The 13,369-nt window shown below is 65.5% G+C and carries 10 protein-coding genes and 1 pseudogene; 6 read left to right on the top strand and 5 right to left on the bottom strand.

The features are described 5' to 3' along the window. Nucleotides 1-2: 2 nt before the first annotated feature. Nucleotides 3-590, bottom strand: coding sequence for a DUF5998 family protein (locus tag AC2W7L_RS15070; protein ID WP_039212707.1), 588 nt, complete (start codon nt 588-590; stop codon nt 3-5). A gap of 80 nt (nt 591-670) precedes the next feature. Here AC2W7L_RS15070 and AC2W7L_RS15065 point away from each other — a divergent pair, with 80 nt between their 5' ends. The 4 genes and pseudogenes from AC2W7L_RS15065 (at nt 671) to AC2W7L_RS15050 (ending at nt 7,083) form a co-directional block, all read left to right on the top strand. Then, a complete protein-coding gene (locus AC2W7L_RS15065; protein ID WP_486005085.1) occupies nt 671-2,164 on the top strand; it encodes a GNAT family N-acetyltransferase in 1,494 nt (497 codons plus the stop codon). Beyond that, nucleotides 2,161-3,342, top strand: coding sequence for an acetate--CoA ligase family protein (locus tag AC2W7L_RS15060; RefSeq protein WP_486005084.1), 1,182 nt, complete (start codon nt 2,161-2,163; stop codon nt 3,340-3,342). The genes AC2W7L_RS15065 and AC2W7L_RS15060 overlap by 4 nt, the downstream gene beginning before the upstream one ends. Before the next feature lie 277 nt (nt 3,343-3,619). Next, entirely contained in the window at nt 3,620-4,174 is a 555-nt protein-coding gene (locus AC2W7L_RS15055; protein ID WP_486005083.1) for a TetR/AcrR family transcriptional regulator, read from the top strand. Nucleotides 4,175-4,321: 147 nt separating this feature from the next. Next, nucleotides 4,322-7,083 (top strand): annotated as a pseudogene (locus AC2W7L_RS15050) (DNA gyrase/topoisomerase IV subunit A). Nucleotides 7,084-7,240: 157 nt separating this feature from the next. Here the strand turns inward: AC2W7L_RS15050 and AC2W7L_RS15045 are convergent. Further along, nucleotides 7,241-8,821, bottom strand: coding sequence for an adenylate/guanylate cyclase domain-containing protein (locus AC2W7L_RS15045; protein WP_486005082.1), 1,581 nt, complete (start codon nt 8,819-8,821; stop codon nt 7,241-7,243). Beyond that, the gene (locus tag AC2W7L_RS15040; RefSeq protein WP_486005081.1) at nt 8,821-9,693 is read right to left on the bottom strand and encodes a biotin--[acetyl-CoA-carboxylase] ligase; all 873 of its coding nucleotides are present in this window, start codon (nt 9,691-9,693) and stop codon (nt 8,821-8,823) included. The genes AC2W7L_RS15045 and AC2W7L_RS15040 overlap by 1 nt, the downstream gene beginning before the upstream one ends. A 67-nt stretch (nt 9,694-9,760) precedes the next feature. On the opposite strand from AC2W7L_RS15040, the gene AC2W7L_RS15035 reads away from it, so the two are divergent. Continuing rightward, nucleotides 9,761-11,341: an acyl-CoA carboxylase subunit beta gene (locus AC2W7L_RS15035; RefSeq protein WP_486005080.1), complete on the top strand. Its 1,581-nt coding sequence runs from the start codon at nt 9,761-9,763 to the stop codon at nt 11,339-11,341. Beyond that, nucleotides 11,338-11,712 carry a hypothetical protein gene (locus AC2W7L_RS15030; protein ID WP_486005079.1) on the top strand — a complete coding sequence of 125 codons (375 nt, stop codon included), beginning with the start codon at nt 11,338-11,340 and terminating at the stop codon, nt 11,710-11,712. The genes AC2W7L_RS15035 and AC2W7L_RS15030 overlap by 4 nt, the downstream gene beginning before the upstream one ends. An 8-nt stretch (nt 11,713-11,720) precedes the next feature. Here the strand turns inward: AC2W7L_RS15030 and AC2W7L_RS15025 are convergent, their stop codons facing one another. Both AC2W7L_RS15025 and AC2W7L_RS15020 read right to left on the bottom strand, forming a co-directional pair. Next, nucleotides 11,721-12,416, bottom strand: a complete 696-nt coding sequence (locus AC2W7L_RS15025; protein ID WP_167195103.1) for a TetR/AcrR family transcriptional regulator — start codon at nt 12,414-12,416, stop codon at nt 11,721-11,723. Nucleotides 12,417-12,476: 60 nt separating this feature from the next. Further along, nucleotides 12,477-13,274 (bottom strand): carbon-nitrogen hydrolase family protein, encoded by a 798-nt coding sequence (locus AC2W7L_RS15020; protein WP_486005078.1) that lies wholly within the window; start codon nt 13,272-13,274, stop codon nt 12,477-12,479. Between the last annotated feature and the right edge of the window lie 95 nt (nt 13,275-13,369).

Raw genomic sequence — 13,369 nt, 5'->3', positions numbered from 1 at the left:
CATCAGCGGCGCGACCGCAGCCGGGCATGGAAGACCGCGGCACGCAGCTTCCCGGCGAAGTCGGCCATGCGGTCGACGGCGGCCTGCCCCTCGGCTTCGGCCGAGACCCGGAGCATGACATCCTCGGCGAAGATCGATCCGCCGTAGCCGTGATCCCCCATGCAGTTGGGGTCTCCGCAGGTCTCGGGGAAGGCCTCGATGCGCTTCGACGCGCCCCAGGACATGGTCAGCGAGACCTCGACGGGCTTGTCTCCGGGCTTGAACGCGGCAGGATCGGCGAAGGTGCGACCGACCATCACGGTGCCCAGACGATCGAGTTCGATGTCCTCGCTGCTCGTGACCGCACGGGGTTTGGAGCCGGGTTCCGCATTCGGATCGTCATCGACGTGAGCCAGCAGGAGGCGGGTCTCGGTGAGGACGAAGGCGGTGACGTGCCGGTGGATGGATTCGATGTCGACATGGGTGTCGATGTGGACGAAGTGAGCCAGGACCGGTTCGTCGTAGAGCGAGTCGGCGAGTATGCCCTGTGTGAGCTGGGGATAGTAGCCGGCCGACTGCAGATCGTGAACGAGAACCTCGGGTAATGCCATGCCCACCATTGTGCCCCACTCCTCTGACACTTCCCAGCGAGGTCGGCCATAACCGAGCGCCCGACGCATATGCTGGGACCATGGAAAACTATCCTGCCGGGTGGGAAGCCGATGTCGTCCTCCGCGACGGCGGCACCGCCCATCTGCGTCCGATCACCCCTGACGATTCCGCGGCCCTGGCCCGCATGCACGAGGCTCAGTCGCCGGAGTCGGTCTATCTGCGCTTCTTCGCTCCGCTGCCCCGGCTTCCCAAACGCGACCTCGACCGCTTCGTCAACGTCGACCACCACGACCGAGTGGCGCTGATCATGCTCATCGGCGACGACATCATCGGCGTCGGCCGCTTCGATCGGATCAGCGACACCGAGGCCGAGGTGGCGTTCAACATCGCCGACGCCCACCAGGGTCGCGGGGTCGGTTCGATCCTGCTGGAGCATCTGGCCGCGGCCGCGCGCGAATCGGGGATCCAGCGATTCACCGCCGAAGTGCTTCCCCAGAACCGGTCGATGCTGCAGGTCTTCCAGGCCGCCGGCTACGAGGTCTCCCGCGGGTTCGATGACGGTGTCGTGGCCGTGAAGTTCGACATCGATCCCACGGCGCGGTCCATCGAAGTGCAGGCCTCCAGGGAACACAGGGCCGAGGCCCTGAGCGTGCGCACGGTCCTCCACCCCGCCTCGGTGGCGGTGATCGGCGCCAGCCGCAAACGCAACTCCACCGGCCATCTGCTCATCCGCAACATCACGGCCGCGAAGTTCACCGGCGACCTGTGGGTCGTCCACCCCGAAGCCGATCAGATCGCCGGCGTCCAAGCCTATCCGAGCCTCGCCGATCTGCCGGGCAAGGCCGACCTCGCGGTCATCGCCGTGCCCGCCGAATCCGTCACCGAGGTGGTCAAGGACTGTGCCGTGCACGGGGTCAAAGCCGTGCTCGTCATCTCCTCAGGATTCGCCGAGACCGGCCCCGAAGGGGCCGAACTCCAGCGCCGCATGGTCGCAACCTCCCGCGCCTACGGAATGCGCGTGGTCGGGCCGAACTCCTTCGGACTGGTCAACGAGGCCGCCGACATCTCGCTCAACGCCTCTCTGGCCCCGTTCCTCCCGGCCTCCGGAACGCTCGGGCTCTTCAGCCAGTCCGGAGCCCTCGGCACCGCCCTGCTCGCGGCGGCGAAGACCCGCGGACTGGGCATCTCCACCTTCGTCTCCGCAGGCAACCGCGCCGACCTCTCCGGCAACGACCTCCTCCAGTACTGGGAGGAGGATCCGGCCACGCAGACCGTCGGCCTCTACCTCGAATCCATCGGCAACCCGCGCAAGTTCTCGCGCATCGCCCGTCGAGTCTCCCGCGTCAAACCCGTCGTCGTCATCAAGTCCGACCTCACGGGGCGGGAGCTGCCGCCCGGGCATATCGTGCGCACCTCATCCCTGGCGCCGAACACCCTCGACCAGGTGCTCGAGCAGGCGGGAGTGATCCGCGCGGATACGATCCACCAGCTCTTCGACCTCACCCAGGTGTTCTCGACCCAGAAGCTGCCGGCGGGCCGCCGGGTCGTGTCATCGGCAACTCCGCGGCGATGAGCACCCTGATCATGCAGCGCGCCCGTTCCGAAGGTCTGCGCGTCGACACCGAGCCCGTGTCCCTGCACCCCGAGGTCGATGCGGAGACCTTCCGGACCGAACTCGATGCGATGTATGCCCGCGACGACGTCGACTCGGTCATCGTCACCTTCACCCCGTCGGCGGGAGCCGAGGAGTCGGAGATCGCCGCGCTGCTGTCCGAGGCCGCCGCACAGTCGGAGAAGACCACTGTGGCCTGCTTCCTCGGCATTCAAGGTGTCCGCGACGAACTGACCAGCTACCTCAAGGACCAGGACGGCAACCGCGTCTCCCGCACGGTGCCCAGCTACATCGGCCCGGAGGATGCCGTGTGGGCGCTGGCCAGGGCGACAGACTACTCGCGTTGGCGCGCCGCCGACCACGGTCGGTACGTCGAACTCGACGACATCGACGACAAAGCGGTGCGTTCGATCATCGATTCGGCTCTCGACGGGGCGCCGCTGGGCACACCGGTTCGCATCGAACGCGATGCCACGAGAGAGCTGCTCCGCGCCTACGGGATCGAGGTCCTGCCTTATATCGCTGCTTCCTCGGTCGCCGAGGGGCTCGCCGCCGCCGAGAAGATCGGCTATCCCGTGGCGCTGAAGGCGGTGACGAACGTGCTCCGGCACCGCATGGAGCTCGGCGGGGTGCGCCTGAACATCGATTCGCCCGAAGAGCTGGCCGAGGACTTCGCTGCCGTGCAGCGGATCATCACCCAGGTGATCGGCGACGACGAGCCCCTCGTCGACGTTCAGGCCATGGCCCCCCACGGTGTCCCGTGTGTCATCCGCGCCGGCGAGGACCCCCTCCTCGGACCGCTGCTGTCCTTCTCTCTGGCCGGGGACACGACCGAGCTGCTCGGCGACGTCTCGCACCGGGTCGCGCCGCTGACGGATCGGGAGGCCGACGACATGATCCGCACGGTCAAGGCCTCCCCGCGCCTGTTCGGCTACCGCGGTCTTCCGCCGATGAACATCGGCCCGCTCATCGACGTCCTCGAAAGGCTCTCGGTGCTCGTCGAACGTCATCCGCAGATCCTCGAACTCGTCATCCATCCGATGATCGCTACGGAGACCGAGGGGCATGTGCTCAGCGCCCGTGTCGATCTGCTGCCCGACCCCACCCGCATCGACGGCACCCGCCGACTGCTGAGCTGAGACGGTTCGGAGCAGACACCCGCCCAGCTGAAAGGAGAATCCACGCCCGCCGCAGGACGCCTCCGACTTTCGGTGTCCCAGCGCCATATTGGCGCGTCCTATACCAATTCGCAGACTTGACGGGTAGTGTCTGTATCCGTTCACCACGAAATGTTATGAATTCGTGTTTTAATGAGTGGCCGCTCCGGCGGCCATTGTCTGTGGCCAGTCACTGGTCATCCACCGTCCCAGGCGTCCGCATTCAGCGGGTGTCCCATGAGAGCGAGGCCTCACAGTCATGATTTCGCGCAGAGACGTCGTCACCGACTCCGCGATCGCCGTAGTCGCCGAACAAGGAGTCCGCGGGCTCACCCATCGGGCAGTCGATGCACTGGCCGAACTGCCGGTGGGGTCGACTTCGAATGTCTACCGCACCCGCGATGCCCTGATCACAGGAATCATGGAGCGCATCGGGGAACTCAACTCCCAACAGCTCGAACGCCTGCCGGAGCTCGTGCGCGCTCCGGGCGCCGATGCCGTCGAAGTCGCCATCGACTTCTGCATGAACTGGCTGACCACCGACCGCAACCGGTTCTACACGATGATGATGCTCAGCCTGGATCCGGCGCTGCCGCCCGAGGCAGTGATCGCCAAGGAGAAGAACCTCCGCGCGATCAAGGAATTCATCATGCGCTTCGCCGGCATCGACGCCGAATATGCGGAGCGGGTCAACAGCTCGGTCGCGGGCATGATGGTCAGCGAACTCGTCGCCGGCACGGCCGATCGCTCACATGTCGAGGCCTACATGAAGGAGTTCTTCCAGTGGCTGCGCGGCGGCCGCGAAAGCGCCTGAACTCCGACACGGACCCTCCGGGAACGGCCGATTGAGCCGGAGAGCGCAAATCGAACGCTAGAATCGACGGGTGCCCTCCCCCGCTGAGGTCAGGCCTCGGCACGGGCGGGTGTTCGATTCGAACAGTTCGTGCGTCAAAGGAGTTCCATGCCCGAAGGCAGAGTCATCGAAGTCGACGTCTCGTCAGAGATGGAGAGTTCGTTCCTCGAATATGCGGTCTCGGTCATCCACTCCCGCGCCCTGCCTGATGCCAGGGACGGCCTCAAACCCGTCCAGCGTCGCATCGTCTACCAGATGGGTGACATGGGCCTGCGGCCCGAGCGCGGTCATGTGAAGTCCTCGCGCATTGTCGGCGATGTCATGGGCAAGCTCCACCCGCACGGCGATACCGCGATCTACGATGCCCTCGTTCGCCTCAGCCAGGGCTTCATCATGCGTGTGCCCCTGGTCGACGGCCACGGCAACTTCGGCTCCCTCGACGACGGTCCCGCTGCCCCTCGCTACACCGAGGCGCGGCTGACGACCGCGTCGATGCAGATGATCGCGGGCCTCGACGAAGACGTCGTCGACTTCGTGCCGAACTACGACAACACGCTCACCCAGCCCGAGGTCCTGCCCAGCGCCTTCCCGAATCTGCTCATCAACGGCGCCTCGGGCATCGCTGTGGGCATGGCCACGAACATGGCCCCGCACAATCCCGGCGAAGTCATCGCCGCCTGTGCTCACCTCATCCGCAATCCGGAAGCCGGGCTCTCGGAGCTCATGCGCTTCATCCCGGGACCGGACCTGCCCACCGGCGGGCGGATCATCGGTCTCGACGGAGTGCGAGAGGCCTACGAGACCGGTCGCGGCACGTTCCGCACCCGCGCCACCGTGTCCATCGAGAACATCAGTGCACGCCGCAAGGGAATCGTCGTCACCGAACTGCCCTACCTCGTGGGACCTGAGAAGGTCGTGTCCAAGGTCAAGGACGCGGTCGGTGCGAAGAAGCTGTCCGGAATCGCCTCGATCGATGACTATTCGGATCGCAAGAACGGCATGCGCCTGGTCATCGGCGTCAAGAACGGCTTCAACCCCGAGGCGGTGCTGGCCGAGCTCTACCGCCAGACACCGCTCGAGGAATCGTTTTCCATCAACAATGTCTGCCTCGTCGAGGGACAGCCGCGGACGCTGGGGCTGCGCGAGCTGCTCATGGTCTATCTCTCCCACCGCATCGACGTGGTGCGCCGGCGCTCGGTCTTCCAGCTGCGCAAGGCCAAGGACCGGCTCCACCTCGTCGAAGGTCTGCTCATTGCGATCCTCGACATCGATGAGGTCATCCAGCTCATCCGCTCCTCGGATGATGCGGCCACGGCGCGCACTCGCCTCATGGACGTCTTCGAGCTCTCCGAGCTGCAGGCGACCTACATCCTCGATCTGCAGCTGCGTCGACTCACGAAGTTCTCCCGCCTCGAGCTCGAGGCCGAACGGGACGAGCTGAGGAAGAAGATCGACTACCTCGAATCGCTGCTGGCCGATGAGGCGAAGCTGCGGGAGCTCGTCGCCTCCGAACTCGAGGCCACGGCCGAGATCATCGGCTCGCCACGGCGCACCGTCCTCATCGAAGGGTTGATGAAGGAACTGTCGGCCAAGGGCAAGAAGGCTCCGGCGAATCTCAAGATCGCCGACTCCCCCTGCCGGGTGCTGCTGTCGACGTCGGGACGCATCGCGCGCACCTCGGACGCCGCTCCGCTGGCACGCGAGGGTCGACGCTCCAGCCATGATGCGCTGGTCTCGGAGATCGTCACCACCACTCAGGGCAAGGTCGGTGCCATCACCACCACCGGTCGACTGCACATGGTTGATGTCGTCGATCTGCCGGCCCTGCCGCCGGCCGCAGCGCGCCCCAATGTCGCCGGCGGTGTGAAGATCGCCGAATACGCGGCCCTGGAGAAGAACGAGAAGATCATCGGACTGGTCGACCTCGACCGCGAATTCGTCCTCGGCACCGCCGAAGGCGTCGTCAAGAGGGTGTCGGTGGCCGGAAGACCGAATAAGAACGAATGGGAGGCCATCACCCTCAAGGGCAAGGACTCCGTCGTCGGAGTCGCTCAGCCCGAGGACATCGACGATTCCCTCTCCGTGTTCGTGACCTCGAATGCCCAGCTGCTCGCCTTCGACGCCTCCGGTCTGCGCGCGCAGGGCTGGAACGCCTCCGGTGTGGCCGGCATCAAGGTCGCCGCCGAAGCGAAGGTGATCTTCTTCGGAATGACTCCTAAAGCGGCGAAGACCGACGAAGACGGTGCCGCGGATGCCGAGCTCGCAGCTTCGCGGTCGTGACGATCGCCAGCGGTGAGAACTTCTACGGTGCCCCGTCGTCGTCGATCAAGGTCAGCGAATTCTCCGAGTTCCCGACCAAGGGACGAGCCACCTCGGGGGTGCGTGCCCATAAGTTCCTCAAGGGCGAGACCGAGCTGTCGCTGGCCTGGGTCGGCGACTCTCCGCAGGCAGCCGCCACCGCCGGTGGTGCACGCACACTTCCAGCCGAACTGTCCCGTCGCGATGGGACGGGATCGCCGCTGGAATCGAAGATCGATGTCATCGGAACCCTCCCCCGCCTCGGCGGCGCCGAATCCGCCGACCATTCCCCGGCAGCCGACGATAGCTCGGCCGATGCCTCTGCCGACGCCGAGGCGACCGCGGATTCCGCGACCGGCACCGGCGCGAAGACGGCGAAGTCCGGGACGAAGCGATCGGCAGGCAAGGCAGCGAAGGGTCAGCAGGGCCTGGCGACGAGTTTCGACGAGCTCGATCTCGACCTCGATGAGGCAAAGGATGAGATCGCGCGGTCGAAGTTCGACACCGAAGGCGCGGTGATCGTCTCCCACGACGATGACGAAGACGGAGACGACGACTCCGCGCTGTTCTGAGCTCGGCCCGGTTCGGACGATGGCTCGGCAGGGTTCGGTCGATGCGCCGACTCCGCCGAACTGCCCGGCCAGCCGGCCGTTCCAACACTTGAGCCCAGCACCTTGGTGCTGGGCTCAACTGTCGGTCGGCCGTGCTGTCAGTTGTCGATGTGGTCGGTCACTGATCCGAGTTCTCGGGTTCGTCGTCGAGGTCGAGGCGCATCTGGGCCGCGGTGCCGCGCTTCATCTCGCCGATGGCGGTCTCGCCGAGTCCGTGCAGCGAAATCGAATCGCGCGGTTCGAAGACGTAGTCGTCCGATGCCGAGAGCACTCGCGCGGTCTCCTCGTCGGTGAAGATCGTCCCGGGATCGGCCACTGCTGTCAGGCGGGCGGCGAGGTTGACGCTGGAGCCGAAGATGTCGCCGAGGCGGGAGAGCACCCGGCCCCAGACGAAGCCGACGCGCGCCTGGGGCAGGTCCTCGGCTGCGGTCACGCGCTCCATCAGTGTCATGGCGATCTCGGCCCCGGCCAGCGGTGTCGAGGCGGCGAAGAACACTTCATCGCCGACGGTCTTGATGACCCGTCCGCCTCCGGTGGCGACGATGTTGTAGGCCATGCCCTGGAACTCCTGAACCATGTCCGCCAGCTGCCGCGGCTCCATCTTCTGCGACAGGCGGGTGAAGGAGACGAGGTCGATGAATCCGACGGCGCGGGCCAACGGCATCGAGGAGTCGTACCAGCCCTGCCTGTTGTCCATGGCCAGCCCGTCGGAGACGTTGACGTTGAGACGGCCCATGACGTCGGCGAGGTTCCGCCGCCAGGAATAGGTCAGCATCTTCTGCAGCGGGTCGATCATCTCTTCGACGACGGCCAGGGCATCCCGGCGCGCTTCCGGGTCGGTCAGTCCCTTCTCCTCGGTGAGGAATTCGACGAGGGTCTCCATCTGCCAGACGACGAGGCGGTCCGTCGTCTGCCCGATCGCTCGGGCCAGGGACAGCGCGGTGGTCTGGTCGATGAGTCCGTCGGCGACGGGCTTGGCCCAAATCCGCAGGGCATGCGCATCGCTGACGGTGTAGGCCTTGTCCTCCGGCTTCGCCTGGGACATGCCGAGTGCCCGCCACATCTTCCGCGCCGAGACCGTGGAGATTCCGCCGAGTTTCGCCGCCTCTCGGCGGTCGAGGACGCGTTTGCCGTCGAGCAGGATCTCTTCGAGTCGCTGGGCGGCGGTGCGGGTCTCATAGATCGTGTCGTCGAAGTCGGGACCGGCCGCGTCGAGAGCTCCGTCGGCGTCGTCCTCATCGATGATCGGCAGCGCTGTGGTGCGCGGATCCTCGCGCAGTCCGCTGAAGAAGTCCTCATCGACATCGATGTCCGGGTCGGCGTCGGCGCCCGGTTCTGCTTCGGCAGAATCGGCGTCAGCGGAAGCCGTGCCCGGATCGGCCGTCACTTCGTCGGCGAGGTCGGCGCCGACCTCTCCTGCCTGCGGAGCGGATCCCGTCAGACCGCCGACGGGTTCGTCGTCGGCCTCGTCGAACAGATCGTCCGCACTCGACTCGGCGTTCTCGTCGGTGACGGCATCTGCGGAACGGTCGTCCGCCTCGGCGACTGACGGGGTCTCCCCGTCGTCCTGCGGGGTCGGATTCGTCGAAGCATCGGAATCGGGCTGATTCTCTGAATCGGCCTGGAATCCGACCTCGGGCGAGCCCAGCCGTTCCGGATCGACGATGTCGAATCCGGCAGTGAAATCCGAAACAGCCATCAGCGATCGCTCCTCTCCGACGCGGTCGGAGAGACGGCGGGACGCAGGTGGTGGACGTCTCCGGCGCTCAAGGACACATGATCGTCGATGATGAGGTCGGCTCCGGAGTCCAGACCCGTGGCGATGCCGATGATGTCGGAGCCGTCGGGCTTCTCCACCCGGACCTTCGATCCGAGCGTCACCATATGATCACGCACTCTCCGCGCTGTGCGGCTGGCGCGGAAATCCTCGTCTCCATAGTCGACCAGCTCTCTGTAGCAGGGGATCAATGTGCCGAGAATTGAGACTAGCAACGCTTCATGATCAATTTCTGAACCGTCGACACCGGTTTCGATCGCCAGCGAGCTCGCGTCCTCGCGCGGCAGGTCCGCGGGCTTCAACCGGGTGTTCAGCCCCATCCCCAACACGATCTGCGGGCCGCCGGCCAAGGGTTCGACGCGCGCGAGGATTCCGCACAGCTTCTTTCCGTCTGCGGTGAGCACATCGTTGGGCCATTTGATCGCGGCGGGCACCCCCGCCTCGGTGACGGCTGAGTGCACGGCCTCACCGGCGATGAGCGGGATCCATCCCCACTGCGAGAATCCGGCCGGGGGTGTGAGCAGAATCGACCAGGTCAGCGACCGGCGGGCGGGCACCGTCCAGGTCCGGCCGAGGCGACCGTGCCCGGCGTTCTGAAAGTCTGTGCCGCGGATGGTGAATTCGGCGACGGACGAATCGGCCTCAGCGCCTTCCCGGACCAACTGCGCGAGTTCGTCATTCGTCGAGGTACAGCTATCGTCCCAGATCAGCGGCGGGAGCGTCAGACCACGGTCCGCAGCGGTGCGGCGCACTGAGTCGACGTCGACGAGCAGAGAATTGTGTTGGCTGTTCACCAGTCCACTCTAGATTCTTTTGGTGAGAGTGCACAACGAAGTCTCACACCATCGTTATTGTGGAGGCATGACGGATACTCCACGGACCACAGCCGAGCGCATCGACGCTTTCACCCAGCGCCGAGAAGCAGCCCACACGGGCAATCAGCGCTCGGTGGACAACCAGCACAAGCGCGGCAAGCAGACCGCCCGTGAACGCATCGATGCTCTCCTCGACACTGACTCCTTCCAGGAGATCGACGAGTTCGCCCGCCACCACAACCACCAGTTCGGGATGCAGGACAACCGCCCCGACGGTGACGGAGTCGTCTGCGGCCTGGGCACGATCGAAGGCAAGACAGTTGCCGTCTTCGCCCACGACTTCACGGTTCTCGGCGGTTCCCTGGCCGAGGCGAACGGACGCAAGATCGTCAAGGTGCAGAAGCTCGCTCTCAAGCTCGGCTGCCCGATCATCGGCATCAACGACTCCGGCGGTGCCCGAATCCAGGAGGGTGTCGGATCGATTGCGCTCTTTGCCGAGATCTTCCGCCTCAACGTCGCCTCGTCCGGCGTGATCCCGCAGATCTCACTGATCATGGGCCCCTCGGCCGGCGGCGCCGTGTACTCCCCCGCGCTGACCGACGTCACGATCATGGTCGATCAGATCAGCCACATGTACATCACCGGTCCCGACGTCATCAAGACCGTCACCGGCGAATCGGTCGGTCATGAGGAGCTCGGCGGCGGACGGACGAACAACACCGTGTCCGGAAACGCCCATTACCTGGCCTCCGATGAGGACGATGCGCTCAACTATGTGCGCGATCTGCTCTCCTTCCTGCCGCAGAACAACCTTGACCCGGCCGATGCCGACGAGTTCGAGTCCGATCTGTCGGTGACTCCCGAGGATGAGGCCCTGGATACGCTCATGCCGGATTCGCCTTCGCAGCCCTACGACATCCTCGACGTCGTCACCACGATCCTCGACGACGGCGATTTCCTGCAGGTCTCTGAACTCTTCGCTCCGAACATCGTCACAGGCTTCGGCCGCGTCGAAGGTGTGAGCGTCGGCGTCATCGCCAACCAGCCCATGCAGCTGGCAGGCACCCTCGACATCGACGCCTCGGAGAAGGCCGCACGCTTCGTGCGCCTCTGCGATGCCTTCAACCTGCCGATCCTCACCTTCGTCGATGTGCCCGGGTTCCTGCCGGGCACCGACCAGGAGTACGGCGGCATCATCCGCCGCGGCGCCAAGCTCATCTACGCCTACGGCGAGGCCACCGTTCCGCTCGTCACCCTCATCACCCGCAAGGCCTACGGCGGCGCGTACTGCGTGATGGGGTCGAAGCAGCTCGGTGCCGATATCAATCTCGCCTGGCCGAGCGCGCAGATCGCGGTCATGGGTGCCCAGGGTGCTGCGAACATCGTCTATCGCCGCAAGCTCAAGGCCGTCGAAGAGGCCGGAGAGGACGTCGAAGCGGCACGTGCCGAACTCATCCAGGACTACGAGGATGCGCTGCTCAACCCGTACCTGGCCGCCGAGGAAGGCTACATCGACGCCGTCATCAAGCCGAGCGAGACCCGCAGCCGAATCGTGCGTTCCCTGCGTGCGCTGAAGAACAAGCACGTCGACGCTCCCGCGCGCAAGCACGGTAACATCCCCCTATGAGCGATGATCTGCAGACCGACGCCGAGGCGCACCTGCCCGGCGAAGTCGATGCCGGGGTGACCGTCCCCGGTGAGGGTACCGCCACCGAGGTAGCCCCGACCTCGGACGAGACGCTGCGGGTGCCCTCGGTGGAGGGGCGGTCACAGGTGCACGCCGACGACGGCGAACCGATCAGTGACGAGATGGCCAGTGCCGCCGCTGTGGCCGCGGTGGTGGCGATCCGTCAGGTAGCGATCGCCTACGCAGCCCAGCAGGCCAGTGCGGAGGCCGAGTCCGAAACCCGCAAGGGCGATCGGGCCGGCTTCCGGGCTCCGCGTCGCAATGTGCGCAAGCGCCTCCCCCAGACCTGGGACCAGCACCTGGGTCGGTGACCTGAGTTCTAGTCGGTCTCTTCGCGGAAGAGTGCGCGCAGTTCGTCGAACAGCGTGTCGACCACGGGTCCCGGATCGCCGTCGACGCTCCGCATCCGGGTGAACGTCGTCTTGAGCACCATCATCGACAAGGCGGCGACAGCCTCGGCGCGCGGAGAGACGACGATGTCATCGTCGGGATTGTCACCGGAATGAGTCCCCATGACATCCACCGGCGGCAAGACGGCCCCGTCGAGCCGTCGTTGGATGATCTGCCGGAAGAGCCGTTCGCTGTTGCCCATTCGCGCCATCTGCAGCGGAATCAGCGACGGATCCTGTTTGAGCATGAGGTGGTACTGGTGCATATCGTCGAGCTTCTTCATCCGAGTATCGACGATGAATGCGAGCAGATGCTTGAGGTCGGAGACGAGGCGCCCATGGGGTCCTCCGGCTTCGAATTCCTCGATAGCCGGTTGGTCCTCTTCGTCGAAGACGGTGTCCACGCGCCCGAGCAGCGCCTCTTCCTTCGATGAGTAGTAGTTGAAGAACGTCCTCCGGGAGACTCCGCAGCGCTCACAGATGTCTTCGACGGTGACGTTGGCGTAGCCCTTCTCCAGCGCGAGGTCGATGGCGGCACGTCGCAGGGCCTGCCCGCGCTCGCGCTTCTTGCGCTCACGCAGACCCTCGACCGGCGGTGACGCTTGGACCTCTGAACCAGAACTCATGGGAACAGTATTGCAGTCAGTGTATTTTTACCGGAAATGGGCGGCAGACCCGAACCGAGGTCAGTACCCGAGTTTGGCGTTCGTGAGCACCGGAACCGTCTCCGCCGCGGTGTCGGCTGCACCGAGGTCGACCTCGACGATCTCGAGGCGTTCGGCACCGTCGAGTGAGTTCAGCACCTTGCCGAGCGGGTCGGAGACCAGGCTGTGGCCGACCCCGGTCGGTCCCTTCTTCGGGACGGGAACCCCGGTCACCTCGGGGTCGGCTTGGCCGAGCGCGGCGATGAACATGTTCGAGTCCAGCGCCCGGGCGCGGGCCAGGATCTCCCACTGTTCGGCCTTGCGCGGTCCCGCACCCCACGAGGCCGCCACGACGGTCAGTCGTGCACCCCGGCGGCTGAGTTCGGCGAAGAGCTTCGGGAACCGGATGTCGTAGCACAGGGCCAGGCCGATGTCCTCGCCGTCGAGGGTGAAGAGCACCGGTTCCTCCCCCGCTTCGACGGTGTCTGACTCTTTGAATCCGAAGGCATCGTAGAGGTGGATCTTCGCGTAGTCGCTGCGGTCCCCGGAAGGAGAATAGACGGCGAGCAGGTTGATGACCTTGTCCTCAGTGGTCGCGAATTCGCCGACGACGACGGTGATTCCGGTTTCGACGGCCAGCTCACTTAAGCCTCTCCGCCACGACTCTGCGTGCTCCTCGGCGATCGAGCGCAGTCCGGATCCGAACGCCGACATCGTGGCTTCGGGGAAGACGACGAACCGGGCGCCTGCCGCGGCCGCTTCGCGGGTGTAGGTGCGGACCTTCTCGAGGTTGTCGGCCACCTCGGTGGTGGTGTTGATCTGAGCGAGCGCGAACTTCATTCCCATCCTCCCGTCGTTTCCCTCAAGGCTATCGCGACCACCCCTCCCCGTTGCTACCTGACGGCGGCTCAGCAACCTGGCGCGAGGTTGCTGAG

The organism is Brevibacterium sp. LAARM3_SD1 (genome assembly GCF_057364765.1).
This window is presented reverse-complemented; position numbering and strand designations above follow the sequence as displayed.

Bases quoted from the DNA above. Each gene is read 5' to 3' on its own strand.
- AC2W7L_RS15055 (WP_486005083.1), top strand. From the start codon at position 3,620: ATGATTTCGCGCAGAGACGTCGTCACCGACTCCGCGATCGCCGTAGTC.
- AC2W7L_RS15045 (WP_486005082.1), bottom strand. From the start codon at position 8,821: ATGGCTGTTTCGGATTTCACTGCCGGATTCGACATCGTCGATCCGGAA.
- AC2W7L_RS15025 (WP_167195103.1), bottom strand. From the start codon at position 12,416: ATGAGTTCTGGTTCAGAGGTCCAAGCGTCACCGCCGGTCGAGGGTCTG.
- AC2W7L_RS15070 (WP_039212707.1), bottom strand. From the start codon at position 590: ATGGCATTACCCGAGGTTCTCGTTCACGATCTGCAGTCGGCCGGCTAC.
- AC2W7L_RS15065 (WP_486005085.1), top strand. From the start codon at position 671: ATGGAAAACTATCCTGCCGGGTGGGAAGCCGATGTCGTCCTCCGCGAC.
- AC2W7L_RS15035 (WP_486005080.1), top strand. From the start codon at position 9,761: ATGACGGATACTCCACGGACCACAGCCGAGCGCATCGACGCTTTCACC.
- AC2W7L_RS15060 (WP_486005084.1), top strand. From the start codon at position 2,161: ATGAGCACCCTGATCATGCAGCGCGCCCGTTCCGAAGGTCTGCGCGTC.
- AC2W7L_RS15020 (WP_486005078.1), bottom strand. From the start codon at position 13,274: ATGAAGTTCGCGCTCGCTCAGATCAACACCACCACCGAGGTGGCCGAC.
- AC2W7L_RS15030 (WP_486005079.1), top strand. From the start codon at position 11,338: ATGAGCGATGATCTGCAGACCGACGCCGAGGCGCACCTGCCCGGCGAA.